Annotated in this window: 20 protein-coding genes; 9 read left to right on the forward strand and 11 right to left on the reverse strand. The window is 69.3% G+C overall.

Annotated elements, in window-relative coordinates:
* Positions 1-9: 9 nt before the first annotated feature.
* From ACFVAV_RS33285 to ACFVAV_RS33320, 8 genes are read right to left on the reverse strand one after another with little or no spacing between them, the layout of a single operon-like run.
* Positions 10-2,997 carry a toprim domain-containing protein gene (locus ACFVAV_RS33285; protein ID WP_379039589.1) on the reverse strand — a complete coding sequence of 996 codons (2,988 nt, stop codon included), beginning with the start codon at positions 2,995-2,997 and terminating at the stop codon, positions 10-12.
* The gene (locus tag ACFVAV_RS33290) at positions 2,994-3,806 is read right to left on the reverse strand and encodes a DUF4913 domain-containing protein (protein ID WP_379039590.1); all 813 of its coding nucleotides are present in this window, start codon (positions 3,804-3,806) and stop codon (positions 2,994-2,996) included. Before ACFVAV_RS33290 ends, ACFVAV_RS33285 begins: the two co-directional genes overlap by 4 nt.
* Positions 3,803-5,692 carry a type IV secretory system conjugative DNA transfer family protein gene (locus ACFVAV_RS33295; RefSeq protein WP_379039591.1) on the reverse strand — a complete coding sequence of 630 codons (1,890 nt, stop codon included), beginning with the start codon at positions 5,690-5,692 and terminating at the stop codon, positions 3,803-3,805. The genes ACFVAV_RS33290 and ACFVAV_RS33295 overlap by 4 nt, the downstream gene beginning before the upstream one ends.
* A complete protein-coding gene (locus ACFVAV_RS33300) occupies positions 5,677-5,931 on the reverse strand; it encodes a hypothetical protein (protein WP_379039592.1) in 255 nt (84 codons plus the stop codon). The genes ACFVAV_RS33295 and ACFVAV_RS33300 overlap by 16 nt, the downstream gene beginning before the upstream one ends.
* A gap of 5 nt (positions 5,932-5,936) precedes the next feature.
* Positions 5,937-6,260 (reverse strand): WhiB family transcriptional regulator, encoded by a 324-nt coding sequence (locus ACFVAV_RS33305; RefSeq protein WP_379039593.1) that lies wholly within the window; start codon positions 6,258-6,260, stop codon positions 5,937-5,939.
* Positions 6,257-6,511 (reverse strand): hypothetical protein, encoded by a 255-nt coding sequence (locus tag ACFVAV_RS33310; protein ID WP_379039594.1) that lies wholly within the window; start codon positions 6,509-6,511, stop codon positions 6,257-6,259. Before ACFVAV_RS33310 ends, ACFVAV_RS33305 begins: the two co-directional genes overlap by 4 nt.
* The gene (locus tag ACFVAV_RS33315; RefSeq protein ID WP_379039595.1) at positions 6,508-6,813 is read right to left on the reverse strand and encodes a hypothetical protein; all 306 of its coding nucleotides are present in this window, start codon (positions 6,811-6,813) and stop codon (positions 6,508-6,510) included. The genes ACFVAV_RS33310 and ACFVAV_RS33315 overlap by 4 nt, the downstream gene beginning before the upstream one ends.
* Positions 6,810-7,046, reverse strand: coding sequence for a helix-turn-helix domain-containing protein (locus ACFVAV_RS33320; protein WP_379039596.1), 237 nt, complete (start codon positions 7,044-7,046; stop codon positions 6,810-6,812). The genes ACFVAV_RS33315 and ACFVAV_RS33320 overlap by 4 nt, the downstream gene beginning before the upstream one ends.
* Before the next feature lie 160 nt (positions 7,047-7,206).
* Here ACFVAV_RS33320 and ACFVAV_RS33325 point away from each other — a divergent pair, with 160 nt between their 5' ends.
* The 4 genes from ACFVAV_RS33325 (at position 7,207) to ACFVAV_RS33340 (ending at position 10,471) form a co-directional block, all read left to right on the forward strand.
* Entirely contained in the window at positions 7,207-7,980 is a 774-nt protein-coding gene (locus ACFVAV_RS33325; RefSeq protein ID WP_379039597.1) for a GntR family transcriptional regulator, read from the forward strand.
* Positions 7,981-7,992: 12 nt separating this feature from the next.
* Positions 7,993-8,667: a YdcF family protein gene (locus ACFVAV_RS33330; RefSeq protein ID WP_379039598.1), complete on the forward strand. Its 675-nt coding sequence runs from the start codon at positions 7,993-7,995 to the stop codon at positions 8,665-8,667.
* A gap of 134 nt (positions 8,668-8,801) precedes the next feature.
* The gene (locus tag ACFVAV_RS33335; RefSeq protein ID WP_379039599.1) at positions 8,802-8,984 is read left to right on the forward strand and encodes a hypothetical protein; all 183 of its coding nucleotides are present in this window, start codon (positions 8,802-8,804) and stop codon (positions 8,982-8,984) included.
* Between the two features lie 206 nt (positions 8,985-9,190).
* Positions 9,191-10,471 (forward strand): hypothetical protein, encoded by a 1,281-nt coding sequence (locus ACFVAV_RS33340; protein WP_379039600.1) that lies wholly within the window; start codon positions 9,191-9,193, stop codon positions 10,469-10,471.
* Positions 10,472-10,559: 88 nt separating this feature from the next.
* On the opposite strand, the gene ACFVAV_RS33345 is transcribed toward ACFVAV_RS33340, so the two are convergent.
* Both ACFVAV_RS33345 and ACFVAV_RS33350 read right to left on the reverse strand, forming a co-directional pair.
* Positions 10,560-11,441 (reverse strand): ParB/RepB/Spo0J family partition protein, encoded by an 882-nt coding sequence (locus ACFVAV_RS33345; RefSeq protein ID WP_379039601.1) that lies wholly within the window; start codon positions 11,439-11,441, stop codon positions 10,560-10,562.
* The gene (locus tag ACFVAV_RS33350; protein ID WP_379039603.1) at positions 11,441-12,148 is read right to left on the reverse strand and encodes a ParA family protein; all 708 of its coding nucleotides are present in this window, start codon (positions 12,146-12,148) and stop codon (positions 11,441-11,443) included. The genes ACFVAV_RS33345 and ACFVAV_RS33350 overlap by 1 nt, the downstream gene beginning before the upstream one ends.
* Before the next feature lie 219 nt (positions 12,149-12,367).
* Between ACFVAV_RS33350 and ACFVAV_RS33355 the strand changes: the two genes are divergently transcribed.
* Both ACFVAV_RS33355 and ACFVAV_RS33360 read left to right on the forward strand, forming a co-directional pair.
* Positions 12,368-13,810 carry a hypothetical protein gene (locus ACFVAV_RS33355; RefSeq protein ID WP_379039604.1) on the forward strand — a complete coding sequence of 481 codons (1,443 nt, stop codon included), beginning with the start codon at positions 12,368-12,370 and terminating at the stop codon, positions 13,808-13,810.
* On the forward strand, positions 13,810-15,651 hold the full coding sequence (locus ACFVAV_RS33360) for a hypothetical protein (RefSeq protein ID WP_379039605.1): 1,842 nt from the start codon (positions 13,810-13,812) through the stop codon (positions 15,649-15,651). The genes ACFVAV_RS33355 and ACFVAV_RS33360 overlap by 1 nt, the downstream gene beginning before the upstream one ends.
* Before the next feature lie 78 nt (positions 15,652-15,729).
* On the opposite strand, the gene ACFVAV_RS33365 is transcribed toward ACFVAV_RS33360, so the two are convergent.
* Positions 15,730-15,954, reverse strand: coding sequence for a hypothetical protein (locus tag ACFVAV_RS33365; RefSeq protein WP_379039606.1), 225 nt, complete (start codon positions 15,952-15,954; stop codon positions 15,730-15,732).
* A 292-nt stretch (positions 15,955-16,246) separates the two neighbouring features.
* On the opposite strand from ACFVAV_RS33365, the gene ACFVAV_RS33370 reads away from it, so the two are divergent.
* The 3 genes from ACFVAV_RS33370 to ACFVAV_RS33380 are packed head-to-tail and all read left to right on the forward strand — an operon-like array spanning position 16,247 to position 19,242.
* On the forward strand, positions 16,247-16,657 hold the full coding sequence (locus ACFVAV_RS33370) for a plasmid mobilization protein (protein ID WP_379039607.1): 411 nt from the start codon (positions 16,247-16,249) through the stop codon (positions 16,655-16,657).
* A 10-nt stretch (positions 16,658-16,667) separates the two neighbouring features.
* The gene (locus ACFVAV_RS33375) at positions 16,668-18,527 is read left to right on the forward strand and encodes a relaxase/mobilization nuclease domain-containing protein (RefSeq protein WP_379039608.1); all 1,860 of its coding nucleotides are present in this window, start codon (positions 16,668-16,670) and stop codon (positions 18,525-18,527) included.
* A gap of 58 nt (positions 18,528-18,585) precedes the next feature.
* Positions 18,586-19,242, forward strand: a complete 657-nt coding sequence (locus tag ACFVAV_RS33380) for a hypothetical protein (protein ID WP_379039609.1) — start codon at positions 18,586-18,588, stop codon at positions 19,240-19,242.
* The last annotated feature ends 34 nt before the right edge of the window (positions 19,243-19,276 follow it).

Genomic DNA, 19,276 nt, shown 5'->3' on the forward strand with positions numbered 1-19,276 from the left:
GCGGAAACGTCACCGACCCAGGCCCTTTTCGGGGCCCTTGCCTCGGCGACCGCGGTGCTGGGTGCGCGAGACACCCATGCCGGGCGACGTCCGTCGGGTGCCGCCGCGGGCGTTGCGCACCGCCGCGCTCGGCGGCCGCGCCCGTCCGGCGTCGGCGGCCATCCGCTGGGCGACCGAGTCCTCACTGACCCCGGCCGCGCGCACATCCTTTTCGAGGCCGGCGCGGCGTTCGGGGCTGTCGTAGTCCGGGCCCGCAGCGCCAGCGGCGGCGCCGGAGACTGAGCGGGCCACCACGACCGCTTCCCGGCGCTCGGCCCACCGGTCGGCGATGCGCTGGGCCGACTTGCCCGCACTGGCCGACTCCCCCGCCGCGTAGTCGAGGTGATGGGCCAGCTTGTTGCGCAGCGGTTCGGGCACACCGACGGCGGCGAGCTTGGCGCCGAGCTGCTGGTCCAGGCCCAGCCGCTCGTAGTCGGGCAGGATGCCGTGGCCCCGGCCCAACTCGGTCTGGGCGTCCATCACCCGGCCGAGCTCGGTCCGGACCCGCCGCGCCGTGCCCTCCGGCGCCTGATTCGAGGTGAGTATCTGCTCGGCTTGGCGGCGGTTGGCGTAGCTGGTGTCGCGGGCGATGTGGGTGGCGCGGTCGGCGTCGACGGCGGCCGCGGACCGGTCATCGGCGAACAGCATGTCCGGGGTCTGGGTTTTCCCGGCCTCGATGTCGCGCAGGACCGCACTGATCTGGTCGCGCTCGTAGGTGTGCAGGCCCTTGCCGGACTTGAGGGCCTTGGTGATGGCGTTGCGGTGCTTGGCGGCCTGACGCATCAGCCCAGCCGCGGTCGCATCGTCGAGGTCAGAGGCCTTGCCCGCCGCGAGCTCGGCCTGCGGGGCGAGGGTGGCGTACATGCGGATCTTGGTGGCCAGCTCGTCGCGGTCGACGTGGTCGGGCCACAGCGGCGGGAACTCCTCGGTCGGGGTTTTGTTGATGGCGCGGCCGCGATCACGGGCGGCGTCCTGGTCCTCCGGCGTCATCACCGCGATGGCCTCGGACAACTGGGTCCGGATCGACTCGGTCGGGGCACCAAGCTTGACCCGGTCCTGGTAGCGGTTCAGCAGGTCGTCGACGCGCGGCTTGACCTCTTCGCCAGGGTCGACCAGCGCCTCAGGCAGGCGTCGCAGCTCGGCGGTGGGCTGCACCGCGCGGATCTCGGCCAGCTCGGCCATCGGCACCACATCACCGGGGCGCCCGAGGTAGACGGCGACGAAACGCGCCTCGGTGCGCACCTTCTCCGGCACGCCCTTGTCTTCCATGACCTTGGTCAGCTCGGTCAGGGCCCGTGCGCTGGGATGCGCGCACCAGGTCTCGATCGCCGCGTACAGCTCGGCTTTGCGGTCCTCGTCGACCTCGGTGTTCGCGACGAGATCGACCATCCGCTTCCGGGCGGTGACGAGGCGGGCCGCGGCCGCGCGGTCGGATTCGGCACCCATGAGCGCACTGGCCAGACCTCCGGTGGCCTCGGCGGCAGTCTCGGAGATGACCTCACCGGTGAGCGGGTCGATCCGGACGCCGTAGCGCTGGTGTACGTGATGGCTGAGCTGAGCCATCGCCTGGGCAGCGACCTGCGAATCCTCGCACCAGGCCGCCGCATCGACGATGGCCTCGGCCAGCTGGGTGCGTGAGGCGTTGTCGAGGCCGGCGTCGGCGAGCTTGCGCAACCGCGCCTCCACTGCCTTCTGCTCGGCGGCGTGGCGGGCGGCGAGCTCTTCTGCCTCGCGCTCGGACCTATCGCGTGCCACCCGCTCGGCTTGGGCGCGCTTCTCGGCCTGCTTGCGGGCGATCTCGGCCAGCTGCGACATGAACAGCCGCATAAAGGTGCTCCAGTGCGCACCGATGGAATCGACCTCATCGCTGTGGGTTTGGGGGACATCGCCGGACAGGGCGAGCATGTACTCGGGCACGGGGGCTCCTTCAGGGGTGACAGACGGAGCAGCCGAGACGCTCGGGGTCTCGGCTGCGGGAGTGGAATCGGCCTGCGCTGCAACAGCGCCCGGGCCGGGGGTGTAGGGGTCCAGATGCGGGATCGGGACCAGCTCGCTGATGTCGTGGCCACACATCAGGTGGTCGTGCAGGTCCTTGCCGGTCGCGGCCTGCACGACCCGCACCCGCCCGACCAGGCCCGCCAGGGTCGACATGACCCGGTCGGCGCGCCGGTATCCGGCGGTGTCGTGGTCGGCGACGATCACGACCGTGCCCGCACCCTGCAACCACTTCGAGTGCTCCGGGCCCCAGACCATCGCGCCACCGGCGTTGGTGGTCGCGGTCAGCCCGGCCGAAGCCGCTGCCTTGGCGTCTTTCTCGCCTTCGACGATGTAGACGACGCCGCCGTCGGCGATGGTGTCGAGGACCTGCGGCAGCTGGTACGGGATCGGCTCGAACCCGCCGTTTTCCATCGCCCCGAGATCGGTGTTCCAGCGGCGCTGGGTGAACTCCTTGTCGCGGCCGTGCTCGAACCGGGCTTCCTTGCGGATGACCTCACCGGCGACGGTGCCGTCGGCGCGGATGTAGGGGTAGGCCTCGACGGTCTTCCACGCCGAGGTCTGACGCCCCAGATCCGGGCGGCCGGGCTGCTTGGGCGGCAGCCCCGCGGCTTCGAGCGCCTTGTCCGAACGCGACACCGGCCGCTGAGCCGGGCGGGGCCGATATGCGCGGCGGCCCCGCCCAGCGGCGCGGTCCAGGCGCCGATCGAACATGTCCTTCACCTCGAGACCGACAGCTTCGAGGACCTGCTCGTTCTCACAGCCCGCGAAACACCGGACCACGGTGCGCTGCTGGCCCGGGTCGTACTTGACCCCCAACGACGGCTTGTGCGCCCGGCCGTCGCCCTCGTGGCTCGGGCAGCAGTACTTCGTCCAGTCACCCGAGGGCTTACCCTCACCGACCCGGGATTCCAGGGCGGCGGTGATCGTCTCCCACGAGCCCTTCGGCTGCTGGCTGGTCATTCGCCGAACTCATCGATCGCGACCACCACACGGCCCCGGCCAGTCGACGGCGGCGGCAGGTACAGACCCGACGCCGTCATACCCGGCTCGGGTCCATCGTGAGCGTGTCCGTCGACGAACCAGCCCTTGGGCGCGGGCGTGGTCGGCAGCCGCTTCAGGGAGTCCTTGTGCCCGTCGGCGACCGAGCAGTACTTGAACACGCCTTCCGGGTCGTACAGGGCCGCCATCATCGGATCGGCGAACTGCACCCACCACGCCGCCATCTCCGCGCCCTCACCCAGACGGGCCTGCTCCCAGGCCATCCACAGCGCCTCGAGGCGGCCCACCGCCTCGGAGTGGTCCCACCACTGCGGGCACCAGCGGCGAGTGCTCTCGATGCCCGTGCGAGTGACCTCACGCCGGTAGCTGTGCGCGAGGTACTTCTCCACGAACAGGTCCAGGCGCTCGTGGTGCAGCTTGCGCGGCTCCTCCTCCGGCTCTTCTTCCTGCGCGGCTTCGGGATGCGGATCAGCGTCCCCGGCCGTGTCGTCGGCGGCGGCAACTGCGGCGGCCGCGTCGGGGTTGACCGCTGCTTCGGCTTCCAGCAGCGCGGTCTCGCGCATCGTGGCAATGACGTCCTTGGTGAGGAAGTCGTTGATCGCGCCCTGGGCGATCTCCTTCGCGGCGGCGGTGACCTGGGCGTTGACCGCCTTGCGCACCGCCGCCGACAGCGACTCGGTCAGGTCGACCCCACCGATCGCCGCAGCAGCCTCGGCGACGGTCGCGTCGGCGACCTCGGTGTTGTCGGTGGTGTCCTCGGTCGTGGTCATGCGGACTTTCCTTCCTGGTTGGGGTTGGGGACGACGTGCAGCGCCGGGCGGGCCGGGTGCTGCAGGGTGGAGGCGAGCTCGTCGAGCGCGGCGCGGATCTGGGGCGCGTACGGGCGGTCCATCCACGGCACGGTGGCGCCGAGCATCGGGGCGTGCCCGGAGATGAAGACCACGACGCGCCCCTTGGGCAGGGCGGCGAGATCGCTGGCGTGGAGGGTGATTTCGCTGGTGCGCGAGGTCGAGACCGACTGCGACTTCGAGCCCTGCCCCTGGCCCTTGGACTTGCTGACCGAGGTGGTGAGCTCGTAGTGCGGGCCGATCAGCTCGGAGCGATCGCGCAGGAATCCGGCGTCGTCGAGACCGGCGCCGAGGCACTTGATGTTGGCCGCCGACCACAGTGCGGTCATGCCGTCAGAACCCCAGCACCGCACGCCCTGGGCCCAGGACTGCAGCACGGTCATCACGACGATGCCGCGCGACCCGAAGTGGCTGTACTGCTTGGGCAAATCACGCCACTTCACGATGTTGGCGGCCTCATCGAGCACCACCAGCAGCGGCACCGGCATCCGGCCACCCGGGTACCGGGTGCCCATCTCGGCACCGGCGAAGGTGATGGCCTCACACAGCGCCGCCACCAGCGGGCCGCCGGAACCGGGGCCCTCCTTGCTCAACGGGTAGAGGGTGTCGCGGGAGCGCACGAACTCCGCGACGCGGAACTCCTTGCGCGCCCGCTCACCCTTGGCCGGCGGGCACACCCACGGCGCGATGTGGTCGTACTGCAGGCAGGCGGCCATCTTCTTGGCCGTGGAGAAGATGCCCGAGCGCTGCTTGTCCGGTGCGTTGTACTGGTCCGACAGCGCACCGGCGACCAGCTTGTAGCCGCCCTCGGCCACGACGTCGACCGGCTCCTGGTCCGAGGCCTTGGTCACCCACGCGAACACCTGCGTCACCGGGCGTTTGGCGAGCGCGGCCGCCAGGATCAGCCCGGCCAGCAAGCTCTCACCCTCGGGGTCGAAGAACGCGTCGCGGGAATCGGCGTCACCGCCGGAGGCGAAGTGCGCGGCCAGCATCGCCGCCCGCACCTGGGCGCCGCGGCCGCCGTCGTCTCCGGCGACCCACGCGATCGGATCCCAGAACCAGGTGCACGGCTCCTCGGCGACACCCTGCGGGTCGAACACGTGGGTGTCGCCGCGCTGGTCACGGATCGTGCGGGTCGCGTCGACCACGTCGCGCTTGTTCGACGTCGCCACGACCGCGCCGATGGCCTCGATCACCGCCGGGATCACCCGCGAGGTGGACTTGCCCGAACGCGGGCCCCAGATGTCGAGGTGCAGGTCCTCGTAGGAGCCGTAGATGGCGCGGCCGTCGACGACGTTGCGCGCCACCATCACACCGGGGGCGTCGTCGGCGTCCATCTGCACGCCCAGCTGGGTGGCCTTCTTCAGGATCGCGCCGCGGTGCAGGTCGGCCAGGGCCTTGCCGTCGGCCATGTAGCGGGCCTGCGCGTCGATCTCCTGGGCCGCGAGCTTGGCTTCGCGGCGCTGCTCCTTGCGCTCGCCGCGACGGTCGGCCAGCTGGGAGCACTTGCGGCACGCGGCCCGCCAGCCCCACACCGTCCCGGCCGCGCCCGCGGCGACGGCGGCGGCCAGGGTGACCGCACCGCCGGTCGCGGCTCCGGTCCAGTGCAGCTGTCCGGTGGCCATATTGAGCGCCAGGGCGATCGGGTTCCATGGGACTTCTTGCTGCACATCGGCATACAGGGCCTCACCGAGAGTGATGCTGGTCCTGGTCGCGACCGTGAGCCCAGCCACCGCCCCCACCGCGATCAGCTCCTTGCATTCGTCGAAAGTCGAACTGGTTCCGGGGTCTTTCACGCGGCGGTCCATGCCGCACCTCCTAGGTCGGCCCACACGACGCGGGTCGCGCCGTCGTGGCCGTGGATGGTCTGGATGTCGTCGATGCAGTCGGCGGTGACGGTCGTGCGCAGCGGGCCGCGCCAGCGCATCGAGACCGTCCCGTCGGGCCACACCACGCCGTCGGCGACATGACCGGCACCGGAGAACCCCGTGACGTCGTGGTCACGGACGAGGCGGAAAACCCGCACGTAGCCAGCGGTGTCGGTCATGGCCATCACGCGACCGACACCAGCTCGACGTCACCGGCCGCGATCGCGGCCAGCTCGGCGACAGCGGTCTCGCGTGCCGTGGCGTAGCGCTTGACCTGCTTGGCCGGGGCCAGCACGCCGGCCACCACGCCCTCGGTGATCAGACGGGCCTCGACCAGCGGGCCCGCCCAGCTCGCGCACTGGCGCAGCACCGGGCACGACCCGCACACGTCGCGGGCCCGCGCCAAGGTCACCTGGTCGGTCGGCTTGGGGAAGAACACGTTCGTCGGCACGGTGCGGCACGCCCGCTTGGCCGAAAACGCCGGGTCCAGCACGGTTTCGGTGCTCATCGCTGCTCACCTGCGTCCTGGCAGAACGCGGCGCACACCGGCGCGGTGCGGGCCGTCATCGGCACCGTGGAGACCTGCACCGGGGCGTCGGGGTAGGTGTGGCTCGGGAACGCCAGCACCACCAGGGCCATGACCAGCAGCGCCAGGCCGATGACAGCACCGAACGCACCGGCGATGGCCTTGAGCGGGTTGCCGGTGCCAGCGCCGGGCCCGACCGGGACGTAGATGTCGACGTAGTGGTTGCGCATCATGCCCCCACCGGCATGGCCAGGTAGCCGAGCGCCTCAGCGGCGGTCAAACCCAGTGCGGCCGACCAACGCTCGACCTCAGGCCACCCCGGCGCAATGGCGATCTGCAGGGCCGCCTTGGCCTGCTGCTGGGTCAGGTGACGGCCCGGCAGGTAGTCGACGACCCAGCGGCCCTCGCCCATGGAATCGGCGTGGTGCTCGGTCGCCTCGCTGACCATGTGCCCGTCGGCGACATACACCGCAGGGATGGTGGGAGCTGCCGCGCGCCGCCAGATATCGCGGCTCCAGGTCTTGGGGATGTTCATCGCCCCACCGCCGAATCATCGGCCCCGGCGGCGACGCCCAGGCTTGGTGAGGCCATGGGGGTGGCCAGCTTGAGGAGCTCGGCGCGGCTGACGCGGATCTGGTTCGACGCCATACGCCAGCCGTTCAGCTTGCCCTGGTCGATCCATCGCCGGAGCGTTCGCGAATGGACACCCACCAGGGCGGCACCTGCGGACAACCGGATCAGTTCATGAGCGTCTGCGTCCCTGCGCATCTGCGGATTTGTCACGACATGTACTCCCTTGCCGTAATAGAGGTAGCTCTATTGGAACAGGAAGGGAGAGTATCGTCAATAGAACCGGCTGTATTCCCGATGCGGTCTGGCACGGTGGGTTATGGCTACTCTTAACGAGCGAGAAGGAAGGAGCACGGCGATGGCGGCTATCGGTGGATACCGGGAGTTGGCAGCGAGTCTCCGCACTGCGATCCAGCAGGGCGAATACGCGCCTGGCGCGACGCTGCCCAAGCAGGACGAGCTGGCTGAGCGCTACGCGGTCAACATCAAGACCGTGCGCCAAGCCATCAACCTTCTGGAGTCCGAAGGCTTGGTGACCCCAATCAGACGGCGGGGCACCGTGGTTCGTGAGCGGCCGCCTATGCGTCGCCTGGGCGCCGATCGGTACTCGAAGAAGAAGTGGAAGTTCGGGGACACTGTGGCTTTCGTGGCCGACCGGGAGGCGTCTGGCCGTCCATGGCAGCTCACCGATCAAACGCAGACCGTCCAGCTGGTCGAGGCCGACAGCCAGGTCGCCGAGGCATTCGGGCTGGTGCCGGGCAGCCTCGTTTACGAGCGCGCTCGGCTCGTAAAAGACGCTGACCAGCCAACGCACACACTGACGAGCTACTACTTGCCAGCGCACGTCGCGGGCACGCCGCTAGTCGACCCGACTCCCGGGCCAGCTGGACGCGGCGGGGGTTTCGCCGTCCTGACCTTGCAGGGTTTCGAGCCTGACCACATGACCGAGACGATCTTCGCTCGGATGCCGACACCTGACGAGACCGAGCAGCTGAACCTCCCTGCCGGCGAGCCGGTGATGGTGCTGACGCGTCAGACCTACACCGCTGACGACACTCTGGTCGAGTTCGCCCGCGGAGTTCACGCTGCATCACGATTCGCCTGGACCTACAGCTTCGACCTTCCAGAGTGAGGACGAACCACCATGCCGTCGATCGCTATACCTGACCACCTCCGGGCCGAGGTCGAAACGCTATGGGATTACAACCAGCTCGCCCAGGAGATACATCCCGTAGACGTCGGGATCGGGCTCGGGAGCCACGATCTGGGTGTCGCTACCCACACCGCTGATCTCTACAACGAGGGGATGTTCCCGCTCGTCGTATTCACCGGCGCGAACGCACCAACCACTGCGGATCGTTTCCCTCGAGGCGAGGCGGTCCACTATCGCGAACACGCCGTCGGACGGGGCGTTCCCGACAGCGCAATCCTGGTGGAGCCCAACGCAACCAACACCGGCGAGAACATCGACTTCACTCGTGCAGCCCTAGAGCAGCGCGGCGAGCTGAGCCAGATCCGGTCGGTGATGCTGATCTCGCGGCCGTACCAGCAGCGTCGTAGCTTCGCGATCTGCCGTAAGAGGTGGCCCGAGGTCGAAGTGCTCTGTTCGTCTCTCCCACTCCCCCTGGATGATTACGTGCGCTCGATCGGCGATGTCGACCGAGTGATCACCATGCTCGTCGGTGACACCCAACGGATCTGGGTTTACGCCGAGCGCGGGTGGGCGACTGCGCAGAACATTCCCGACGAGGTGGACAAGGCATACAACCGGCTGGTGTCGGCGGGCTACACCAGCCGACTCCTTCCTACAGGTGAATAGCGCGGTTTCAGAGCATCATTCGATCTGAAACATGCCAGACCGAATGATGCGGATTGCCAACAGATTCGCCTGGGAGGGGTTCCGTGCGGCGTGTCGTTGTACAGCGGCTGGAGCGATCGAGTTATATAACGGGTATGAGCGCGGTACGCGGAAAGCCCCAGCTGGTCGAGATCGATGAGGCGCTGCTCTCCGCCGTCAAAGCAGAAGCGAAGCGGCTCGGTATGACCTACCGCGCCTACTTCGAGTCGGCTCTGACGCGGGAGTTGAAGGTGTCGAAGAAAACCAAGACACCTGAGCAGCTCCAGCTCGCCAGCTGAAACACCCACACGCTGTGTGACATCGCCTGGGCGCGAACGCTTCCCAGTAGTACCTTGCGACCCGTACAACCACCTCGAAGGAGGATCGCGACAGGGAGACCGACAGCAGCTCACTGAGCCTGCCACTCAACAAACCCCATAAACGCGAGAAAACCCCCGGCCTGGCCGCCAGGGGTTGTGTCTCGCCTCAATAGAGGGACTAGCTCATGCGGAGCAAGTCTCAGGATAACGCACGCACACACAAGATTGTGTGTGGACACGCGGTTTGCAACTGCCAAAGTGCGAAAACATATCCTGACCAGCAAATACGCCATGGTCTGAATCGACGACGGCGCCCGAAACCGGCGCTCACAGCGGTTCTTCCAATCCAGATTCCACCGCTACAGCTCGACCTGCCCGAAGATGCCTACGACGAGGCACCGGCGTGCTGGTGGTCGCGGGCCCGCTGGGTCGCACACAACCTCGCGCTCTACGACCAGCACTACACCGACCTGCGTGCTGCAGGCCGGTGTGAGTCCGTCGGGCGCAAGACCTTTGAGCTGTACCTGCTCGGCGAATCCGCCGGCGCCGACTACAGCACCGGCCGCAACAGCCGCGTGACGATCCGATCGCTGCAGACACTCACCCGCCGCAGCGAATCCACCATGCACCGGTGCAGACGCCTCGTCGCCGTATTCGGCACCCGCACAGTCGTATTCCGCGGCCGCCAGCGCACCCTGCTTGAGCGGCTGGATTCCTGGCGTCGCGACGACCGTGCCCGCGGCTGGGCAGCGGTGTCCGCGCTGCACGAATCCCCGCTCTTCCCTGTGGATAACGCACTCGTCGAATCCATCCTCCACCAGGGTTTTGGCACCCCACCAGGGCGTAGCTCTGGTTCGCTTTCTCTCTCACGATCCAGCTCAATTACTCCCGCGCAGAACGTGATCGACAGACGCGCTTCGCGCGGCATGGACACGAAGCGGGCTCGCCGGAAAGCTCGCTCCTACGACCCCAGGGCACTGCTGCTGGCCTCCAGATGCCGTTCTGACGAACGTTTTCCGCTCTGGGTACGTCAGCTGGGCCCCCAAGGGCTCGCGGCCGTCCTGACCCGCCGCGCGATCAACGGGTGGACCGCCGACGACGTCCACGCCGCGCTCGACCAGGTCTACCTCTCCGGACGCAAGATCTTCGACCGACCCCGCGATCCGTACGGCTACCTGGCGTGGCTGCTCAAACCCGTTCCCGTAGACGAGCCGCCCATGCTGCTCGACCGGGCACGCGAACGCACGCTCGACCTTGAGCAGACCGAACGCGACCGGGCCCACCGCGAGCAGCTGCGCGCCGAAGCAATGGCGAAAGTGCCTGCCGCACCGGACTCCCCCATGCGTGCCGCCGCGCTGGCGGTCGCGGCGAAGGCCGGACGCCGCGCAATCAGCACCACCTCGACATCACGCGCCGCCGCCGAAGCTGCCCAGCGCGAACTCGCGCGCCTGGCCCGCGATAGCTGAGCGATCTGTAGATATGCGGCCGGAGGCGGGGCAACCCGCGCACCGGAGTGCGGCATGGGGTTTACCGCGGTAAACCCGCACTGGGCGGTCAGTCGGTGCTGCGGATCGCCTGTTCGACCGCCGCCGCGTTGAGCGAAGCGATCAGTTCCTGGAGCTGGTTGTGGTCGAGGTAGTCAGTCAACGCCGCAGCCAGCGTTTCAGGCCCAGCGCCGAGCTTCTTCAACGCCTTGGAGATCCTCGGGACCGAGGCCGGCTCCGACACTTTCGGCGGCCGCTCGGCCCTCTCCTCATCAAGAGAGTTGGCGGCCAGCCATCGGGCGACCTGTTCCTCACGTGGCACCCGGGCGAGAGTGCGCGCCACCCGCACCGCCAGGTCGCCACGACGCAGCGCGTCCTGCAGCTCCGGCGCCAGCTCGAGCAGCGCACGCCGCTGCGACACCCAACCCTTCGACCGCTTAAGCTGCTCGCCGGCTGCCGCCGCGGTGCCACACTCGGTCACCAGCGCGTCAACCGCGCGGGCTTCCTCGAGCACGTCGAAGTTCTGCCGGTCAACGTTCTCAGCGATCGATGCGGCCAGCAGACTCGCCTTGGTAGTCGCGACCTGATCCCTGATGACGAACTCCAGCACGGTGCACCCGTACTGGCGGGCGGCCGCGAGGCGGCGGCACCCGTTCACGACGATCCATCGGGCGCTGCCGATGGCGCCCTCGTCCTCTGGATAGAGCTGAAGGTATGCGGCGCGGGTGATAACCAGCGCGGGCTGCAGCTGGAGCTCGGCGATCGAGGCCAGCTCGGCCAGATCGCCGAGGTCGATACGCGGGTTGTGCGGGTTCGCAACCAGCTCCGCCAGCGGTGCCGACGTCTGTGCTGCGAAGCGTCGCTGCTGGGCGTTCTTGCCGTCGACGGGGGAGTGGTCGCCGACTGCCGCGGTCAGATCGGCGAGGTTGACGCGTGTTCCGCCGCGTGCCATCACGACACCCGCAGTTCGAGCGCGAGCCGGAAGAAGTCCTCGCGTGCACGCAGTGCGGTCCCGGAGCTGGCGTACTCGGTGACGACCTGTCCGTTGGCCGAGGCTCGTGAGTGGACTTTGTACCGGCGGATGACGGTCCGTGCGTTCGACCACTGGTTGCGCGCCATGAATTCCAGGGTCTCGTCGCGTTCGGCCTCGCCGTCGCGGGGGTCCCAGTTGTTGAGCACGACGGTGTACTTGAGGTCGCGTGGTATGACGACCTTCCGGATCGTCCGCACGGTCGGGTCGAAGCTCAGGGGTTCCGGCGTGATCGGCACGACCACATGGTCGGCGCAGTCCAGCACCGCGCGCAGGGCATCCGCGGCCGGGCCCTCGCCGAGAGGGTCGCTGTCGTCGTCGGCCGGTGTCATGTCGATCCAGCCGGGAGTGTCGACGAAGACGTGGTTGATGCCGGGGAGCTCGCGTAGCCGGCGCAGCCCGTCGAGGTCCTCGTGGGCCTGAACGACGTGGAACGGCAGGTTCTCGACCCGCGAACCCCACCACACCGCCGATCCCTGTGGGTCGATCGACACCGCAGCTACGTCGGCCGGGTCGTCGTCGGCGCCAGGTCGTGCCGCGACTTCGGCAGTCACCGCGGCCAGGTTTACGGCCAAGGTCGACTTCCCGACCCCGCCCTTCTGATTCAGCAGGACGTGTACGTACGCCATTCAGTTCTCCTCCGTGGCTTCACCCGGGCGCACCTGCCCCGGGCTACTCGGACGACCGCAGCATAAGACCCCCGCTCGCCGGGCTCTCGCTGAAACGCCTGTCTCGGGACGACTGCACGCCGGGGAGCGCGAAATCAAATCGTTTTGTTTCGTTAAAACGTATTGAATAAACGTTTTGGAAAACGTATCAAAACTGACGAAATGGGGTAGAATTGTGGTATGACCGAGCCTCAGCCCGAAAATTCCGCCCCGTCCGTGGCGGCGACCGCCCCGGCGCGGGTGTGCCAGTTCCCCACCGCGCGCGACCCCGAGACCGGCGATTTCGTCGTGTGCGGCCGCGCTCTCGACGCCGTCGCACCTCGACCCGGCCGCAAGGCCGAGTACTGCGGGGACAACCGCATCGACCCGGACGGGCACCAGCGCCGCCACGACCGCGCCGGCGCCTTCGCGCGCAAGCGCGAGCTGGAGCGCGCCGCCCTCGGCACGGCCGCGCCGGTGCAGCGGGAACGCTCCACCCCTCGGCCGGTGACGTCGGCCCGCGCGTCGGTCGCTGATCTGCTGGCCCAGTTCGAGATGGTCGCGGCCGGACACCGCGAGCAGGTGTCCGGGCTGCTGGACCGCGTCGTCGACGTCGTCGCGGCCGCCGGGGACCCGGACGCCGCCGTCGCCGAGGTCAACTCCATGCGCCGTGAGGCCCAAGGCGAGATCGAGGCAGCGCAAGCCCGCGCCGACGAGGCCGAATCCGACGCCATCACCGCCCGCCGGGAACGCGACCGCGCCCTCGAAGACAAGGAACTCGCCGACGGCGCCGCCGAAGACGCCCTGGCCGAGCGCGACCGCGCCAACGCCGAGCGCGACGCGGGGATCGCCGAGGCGCAGCAGCGCGCCGACGCTGCCGAGGCCGACGCTCAGGCTCAGATCGCTGCTAGTCAGCGCACTGCCGACGAGAAGGTCGCCGCAGCCGCCGCCGAAGCGAAAACGCAGGTCGACGCCGCCGACGCGCGGGTCCGCGCTGCCGAGGAACGCACCGCCGCTGCAGAAGCCGACGCTGAGCAGGCTCGTCGCGACGCGACACAGCAGGTCGAGACCCTCACCGCCGATCACGCCGCGCGGGTCGAGCGGATCATCGCCGACACCAACGCCCAGGTCGCCGACGCTGCCGCCGCCCAGCAGCGAGCCGAGTCCGCAGCCGCAGCCGCCGAGGCCCGCGCGGCCGGCGACCGCGACGAACTCGCCCGCGTCCGCGACGAGCTGGCCAGTGTTCGTCGCGAACTGACCGACCTGCACTCCGAGCTCGACACCGCCCGCACCAGCCACGCCGCCGAACTCACCCGCGTTCAGGACGCGGCGGCCGCGCAGGCGCGCGATGATGTCGCCGCAGTCCGTGCCAGCGCCGACGAGGCTGTCGCCGACGCGAAAGCCCGCACCACCGAGGCCCGCGCCGAACTCGCCCGCATCCGCGAGGAGCTCGCCGAAGTCCGCGCCGAAGCCCGTACCGAGCGCGAGCAGCTCCGCAACGACCACGCCGCCGAACTCGCCCGCGTTCAGCAGGCCGCCGCGGTCAGCGCCGACGCCCTGCAGCGGGCACTGACCACCGCCGAGGCCTCCGTCACCCGACTCGAAAACCAGCTCGCCAACACCACCCAGAAGGGGACCCGCTGATGTTCCGACGCAAACCCACCGAGGCCGATCCGCTGCTCACCGCGCAGCTGCCCGAACGCCGCGCCGAAGCCCACGACCGCATCGCCCAGCAGCACGACCCCGCACTGCTGGCCGCGCTGTCCGAGCGCGAGCTGCGCGAGGAACGCAGCGTCGCGGAATCGGTGCGCAATCACGACCGCCAGGAACGGCTCGCCCAAGCCGAGTCCGCGCAGTCGATCGCCGGCGTGATGCGCCGTGCCCAGGAGGACCTGGTGCGGGCCGAGGCCGGCGACCTGGTCACCGCCCGGCGCGCCCTCGCCGAACAGCGTCGCCAGGGCAGCGCCCACGCGCAGGTTGCCGACCTGTTCCGCAAGAAGACCTGGACCGGGCGGGCGCTGGCCGGGGTCGTCGTTGCCGCGATGCTCTACAGCGCGGTCAATGTCCAGCACAACCTCGCCCCCGGCGGGCCGAGCGAGCCGCTGTACTGGGCGAGCTACCTGCTCGAAGCGCTCATCTCCACCGTGCTGGTCGCCTTCATGGTCAACTCCGCAGCCGTCTCGAGGTGGCGTGTCAGCGAGGACGAGACGCTGATCCGCTGGCTCGAAGGGACGCTGCTGGCGATGAGTATCGGACTCAACGTCTATCCCTACGTCGGCAAGGGCGACCTCTACAACATCGCCGTGCACTCCGTCGCTCCGGTGATGGTCGGTGTGGCCCTGTTCGCCCACACTGCGGTGATGCGCCGCTATGGCCTCGCGATCGAACGCGCAGTCGCGGCCGCCGACGCCGCCGGCGACGACATCGCCGACCGCATGGCCGCACTCGCCGACACCGCGCACTTCGCCATCCGCACCCGCACCGACGCAGCCGCGCCGACGGTCACGACGCCAGCGAGGGACGACGACATGGTGCTCGCCGAGTACGAGGACGAGCTGCGCGCGATCGACGATCCCGCAACCGGCCCGCTGCCGCGCGCGACCGAGAACGTGAGCGATCGCCCGCGCGCGGCCACGCCCGCGGACGATCGCGCGCAGACGGACGAACCGATCGCGCGCGACGAGGAGCCCGCGCGCGATGCCGATCGCGCGCCGATCGCGCGCGAGGACACCGATCCCGCGCGCGGAATGATCGCGCAGTCGATCGCGCGCGCCGCGCACACCGCGCGCGACACCGACACTCTCGCGTGCGCGGTTGAGGACGGCGAGACCGCTCCGATCGCGCGCGACGAGCAGCCCGAGCACGTGACCGATCGCGCGCCGATCGCGCACGGAGACGACAGCGCCGCGCGCGCGGAGGTGCCGTCGATCGCCGCGCACACCCCGGCTGAGCTGGAAACCGATCACGCTCCGATCGCCGCGCACGATAGCGATCACACTCTCGTCGACGCCATCGAGAGCGAGCAGCCGCGCGCGGAGATCGCTCCTGTCGAGGAGCCGGTCGCGCGCGAGCAGGAGACCGTCGATCGCGCGCGGACCGCGCCGATCGCGCTCGTCTCGATCGCGCGCGAGGACACCGATCGCGCGCGGCCCTCGCGCGTCGATCGCGCGCGGGAAGCCTCGACCACTGGTGCGCTCGCGCGCGCGACCGAGCCCGCGCCGATCGCGCGCGGCGACCGATCGCGCGCGGACGATCACGGCCCGTTCGATCGCGAGCTGTCGCGCGCGGAGGCCGGTCGGTTCGCGCGCGCGGTGTCCGAGCGCGGGCTCAGCAAACAGCCGGTGTCGGTGCTGACCGAGATCTACCTGCTCGCCTCGCAGGGCCACAAGGCCAACGCGATCGGTACCCAGGTCGGTCTGGCGCACTCCACGGTCGGGCGCGCACTCTCGCGCGTGGACCAGGTGGTGGGGCCCCGCCCGATCTGATCTCCGCCCCGTACACAGCGACAGGGCCCTGGCGGCGCATATCCGCCAGGGCCCTGTCGTGTGCAGACCTTACGTGACCTACCCGCTGATCCTGCCGCGGGCTACTTCCTCGGCGAGTGCGAGTGTCGCGTGCACCTGTGCCTGCGCTTGCAGGGCCTGTACCCGCTGCCACTTGTTCCCGCCGATCCCGGCGGCCGCGAACGCGTTCGTGTGCCCCTTGTTCTCCAGCTCGATCTCTTTCCGCATGATCGCTTCTGCTTCGGCCGCCAGTGCCTCGGCGCGCGCCGCGTGTGTGTCTCCCATGACGGTGCCGGTAGCCGCCGGCGGTCCCGTGCCGCCCGGAAAATTTCGCCGGTGAGGTCGCGTTGCAAGACGCGTCTACCTCGCCAACCAGCGCGGTCGCGTTCTGGACTTTTGAAGAGGGAGCGAGCTAGTATTTAGGTGACCTAAGATCGGTCACCCCACCCGTTCGGGTGGTCGCTGCGCTGGGCTGTAGGGAGGCTGCGGGATGGCTGGAGAGTCGTCGAATCGGCGGGCGTCGGTGCGCCGTGAGCGGCAGGCCAACGTTCCCGGTGGCCGCCCGCATCGCCACATCGTGAAGCTCTCGGATGCCGAGCACGAGGACCTCACGCGTCGGGCTGCTGAGGCTGGTGTGTCGGTGCCGCGGCTGCTGGTGGAGTCGGCGCAGGACTCGGGCAAGGTCGAGGCCGGCCGTGCGTTCGCGGCGATGCGGTTGCTCGAGTTGGACGATCAGATTCGGCGGATCGGCGCGAACGTCAATCAGCAGACGCGGCACATGCATCAGGTGCGTGGGGAGCTCGCGCCGGATCTGGTGGTCGCGCACCTCGACGCGCTGCATGCGGTCGTGCGGGCGTGCTTGAGCGTGGACGCGACCGCGCGGTGGGTGATGGGCAAGGGGCCGGCGGTGACCGAGACGTCGGTGGTCGTCGATGCGGATCTGGCGGTGAGCGAGGAGTGGGCGGCCGCGGTCGACGGCGAGGGGTGAGCGGTCGATGATGCCGAACATCGTGAAGGGCTCGAACATGGGTGGGTTGCTGCGCTACCTCGCGGGCCCGGGCCGGGCGAACGAGCACACCGACCCTCGGGTCGTCGCGGGCGACCTGGTGACCATGGCCGTCTACGCCGGGAGCATCGACGTGGCGCGCGCGGGCGAGCTCGCGAAGTTGTTGGACTCTCCTCGTCAGACGGTGCTGCGCGGGGAGCCGGTGTTGGTCACCAACTACCGCGAGGCGCGGGCTCGCATCGCCGAGGGCGTGCCGCGCAAGGAAGCGTTCGACGCGGCGACGAAGGATCAGAATGTCTGGCACTGCTCGCTGTCGCTGGACCCGAAGGAGGGTCAGCTCGACACCGCGAAGTGGGGTGAGATCGCGCGCCGGTTCATGGAGGAGATGGAGTTCGTCGACCGAGCCGACGGAGCTCCGGATGTTCGGTGGACGGCGATCCATCACGGGCTGACGAAGAACGGTGGCGACCATATCCACATCGCGATGGCGGTGGTGCGGCCGGATGGTTCGCTGGCTGATGTGCGCCGTGATCATCCGCGCTCGCAGGCCGTGGCCGCGACGATCGAGCGCGAGTTCGGGCTGAAGGTGCTCGCCTCGCGCGAGGACCGTGCCACCGAGCAGGCGACGCGTCCGGACGAGCGCGGCCGCGCGGAGCGGGTGGGTGCGCCGGAGACCGACCGCGAAGCGCTGCGGCGCCGGGTGCGCGCGGTCGCGACCTCGACCGAGTCCGAGGCGGAGTTCGTGCGCGAGCTGCGCGCCGACGGGATGGTGTTGCGACCGCGGTTCGCGAAGGGCGGCACCGACGAGGTCGTCGGCTACGCGATCCGGATGCCCGCGCAGAAGAACCTGCAGACCGGCGCGTGGGAGAAGGCGGTCTGGTACGGCGGCGGGCAGCTCTCCAAGGACCTCACGCTGTCGTCGCTGCGCGGGTGGACTGGATGGGACGCCTCCGAGGACGCGCGCACTGCGGCGGTCGCGGAGTGGTTGCGGCCAGCGACCACTCGCAGTGGTCGGGCGATCGGACCGAGTCCGATGTCGGAGCAGGACGCGATCCGTCAGCTCGGTCGGTGGAGCCAGTACATGTCCACGATCCCGGTGTCCGATCGTGACGCGTGGGCGAAGGCCGCGTCGCAGACGGCTGGGTTGTTCGCCGCGGCGTCGGTGCGCACCGAGACAAAGCCGGGCCCGCTGGACTCGGTGTCGCGGCAGCTCGCTCGCGCCGGGCAGCTGCCCGCGCATCGGCGCCGACCGCAGCAGGTGCATGGGCAGGGGATGCGGGCGGTGGCGCGGATGCTGTGGTCGATGCAGTCCGAGGCGACGAGCAAGGTCGCGTTGGCGGTCGCGCTGACCGAGTGCCTGCTCGCGATCATGGACATGCTCGCCGAGCGTGACCGCGCCCAGGCCGCGAAGATGTTGGCCTCCCACGCGCACCGGTCGCTGACTCAGGTCCACATGCGCGCCGCCGGGATCGACCCGACGCGGCGGACTGTGCCGGTGACCGAGGTCGGGTCCCCGCCGTGGGCGGCCGCGCGGCGCTCGCTGGCGGTCATCAACCGCGAGGACCAAGAGGTCGTCGAGGACGAGGTCACTACGACGGTGTCCGCTTGGCAGGCCAAGCGGACCGCCTTTGCTGGTCGGCCCGGCACCCTCAACGTCGACGAGTTCGGCCACGTCCTGGGCGAAGTGCGACGGCCGCCGACCAGTGCTGATCGGGCGGCCGGACCGCTGACCCCACAGTCGGGTGCACAGCCAGGCAAGCCGACGCGACCGCAGTCGACGGGGCAGACGCAGTTCCCGGGCTACAACCCGTACGGGCGCGACCGGGACCGCGGTCAGGGCCACGGTCGGTAGCGGTTGGTGGTCTGGAAAACCGCTGGACAGTGACGGCTGCGACCGTACGGTAGTCGGAATGAGCGAAGACCTCCCGATGTCGGACGACTTCGGCATCTCGGCTGATTCTCCTTGGCCGAAGGGCAATCACACTCTCGATGCTCGCGGCGCGGACTGGCGTTCCGCTGCGTACTTCTACAGCGGCGCCGCCCCGGGTGAGTACGTCCGGATTCACGGCTTCCGGCAGGCGGCCGAGCTCCTCTTCACGCAGATGCTCGCCAGCTCGGTAGACCGGAATCTGTTGGTGTATCCGTTCGTCTACAACTGGCGGCATACCGTTGAACTGCAGATCAAGGAGCTGATCGGGCTGCTCGCGCGGACCGGGCAGCTCACCATCGACGAAGGTCTGCTCCGTACGCACAACCTGGCCAAGCTGTGGAGCAAGGTGCAGCCTGTGGCCGAGGAGCTGATCGGAACCGGTGTTGTCCGCAAGGTCGAGGTCGTCGCGACAACCCGGATCATCGGGCAGCTCACCAAGATCGACCCCGACGGCCAGGAACTGCGGTACCACCTCCGCACTGATGGCACGCCATCGTTGGCCAACCAGAACCACATCGACCCGCCGAAGTTCCAGGAAGCAATGCAAGGATGTTCGGCGTTCCTGGACGGCTTTATCGAGCACGCCTTCCAGGAGTTGGAGTTCAAGCGGGAAATGGCCGAAGAGTTCGGCCCGTAGCAACCGCACCGCGCCCGGCGGCGCGCCGATTGTC

Origin of the sequence: Nocardia sp. NPDC057663 (assembly GCF_042799895.1) — a bacterium.
In the GTDB taxonomy this organism is placed as follows: domain Bacteria; phylum Actinomycetota; class Actinomycetes; order Mycobacteriales; family Mycobacteriaceae; genus Nocardia.

What these genes read in the sequence shown, in the direction of transcription:
- ACFVAV_RS33310 (WP_379039594.1), bottom strand. Translation starts at nt 6,511, where the DNA reads ATGATGCGCAACCACTACGTCGACATCTACGTCCCGGTCGGGCCCGGC.
- ACFVAV_RS33320 (WP_379039596.1), bottom strand. Translation starts at nt 7,046, where the DNA reads ATGCGCAGGGACGCAGACGCTCATGAACTGATCCGGTTGTCCGCAGGT.
- ACFVAV_RS33365 (WP_379039606.1), bottom strand. Translation starts at nt 15,954, where the DNA reads ATGGGAGACACACACGCGGCGCGCGCCGAGGCACTGGCGGCCGAAGCA.
- ACFVAV_RS33295 (WP_379039591.1), bottom strand. Translation starts at nt 5,692, where the DNA reads ATGGACCGCCGCGTGAAAGACCCCGGAACCAGTTCGACTTTCGACGAA.
- ACFVAV_RS33375 (WP_379039608.1), top strand. Translation starts at nt 16,668, where the DNA reads ATGCCGAACATCGTGAAGGGCTCGAACATGGGTGGGTTGCTGCGCTAC.
- ACFVAV_RS33340 (WP_379039600.1), top strand. Translation starts at nt 9,191, where the DNA reads ATGCGGAGCAAGTCTCAGGATAACGCACGCACACACAAGATTGTGTGT.
- ACFVAV_RS33355 (WP_379039604.1), top strand. Translation starts at nt 12,368, where the DNA reads ATGACCGAGCCTCAGCCCGAAAATTCCGCCCCGTCCGTGGCGGCGACC.
- ACFVAV_RS33285 (WP_379039589.1), bottom strand. Translation starts at nt 2,997, where the DNA reads ATGACCAGCCAGCAGCCGAAGGGCTCGTGGGAGACGATCACCGCCGCC.
- ACFVAV_RS33315 (WP_379039595.1), bottom strand. Translation starts at nt 6,813, where the DNA reads ATGAACATCCCCAAGACCTGGAGCCGCGATATCTGGCGGCGCGCGGCA.
- ACFVAV_RS33360 (WP_379039605.1), top strand. Translation starts at nt 13,810, where the DNA reads ATGTTCCGACGCAAACCCACCGAGGCCGATCCGCTGCTCACCGCGCAG.
- ACFVAV_RS33300 (WP_379039592.1), bottom strand. Translation starts at nt 5,931, where the DNA reads ATGACCGACACCGCTGGCTACGTGCGGGTTTTCCGCCTCGTCCGTGAC.
- ACFVAV_RS33335 (WP_379039599.1), top strand. Translation starts at nt 8,802, where the DNA reads ATGAGCGCGGTACGCGGAAAGCCCCAGCTGGTCGAGATCGATGAGGCG.
- ACFVAV_RS33350 (WP_379039603.1), bottom strand. Translation starts at nt 12,148, where the DNA reads ATGGCGTACGTACACGTCCTGCTGAATCAGAAGGGCGGGGTCGGGAAG.
- ACFVAV_RS33380 (WP_379039609.1), top strand. Translation starts at nt 18,586, where the DNA reads ATGAGCGAAGACCTCCCGATGTCGGACGACTTCGGCATCTCGGCTGAT.
- ACFVAV_RS33345 (WP_379039601.1), bottom strand. Translation starts at nt 11,441, where the DNA reads ATGGCACGCGGCGGAACACGCGTCAACCTCGCCGATCTGACCGCGGCA.
- ACFVAV_RS33290 (WP_379039590.1), bottom strand. Translation starts at nt 3,806, where the DNA reads ATGACCACGACCGAGGACACCACCGACAACACCGAGGTCGCCGACGCG.
- ACFVAV_RS33330 (WP_379039598.1), top strand. Translation starts at nt 7,993, where the DNA reads ATGCCGTCGATCGCTATACCTGACCACCTCCGGGCCGAGGTCGAAACG.
- ACFVAV_RS33325 (WP_379039597.1), top strand. Translation starts at nt 7,207, where the DNA reads ATGGCGGCTATCGGTGGATACCGGGAGTTGGCAGCGAGTCTCCGCACT.
- ACFVAV_RS33305 (WP_379039593.1), bottom strand. Translation starts at nt 6,260, where the DNA reads ATGAGCACCGAAACCGTGCTGGACCCGGCGTTTTCGGCCAAGCGGGCG.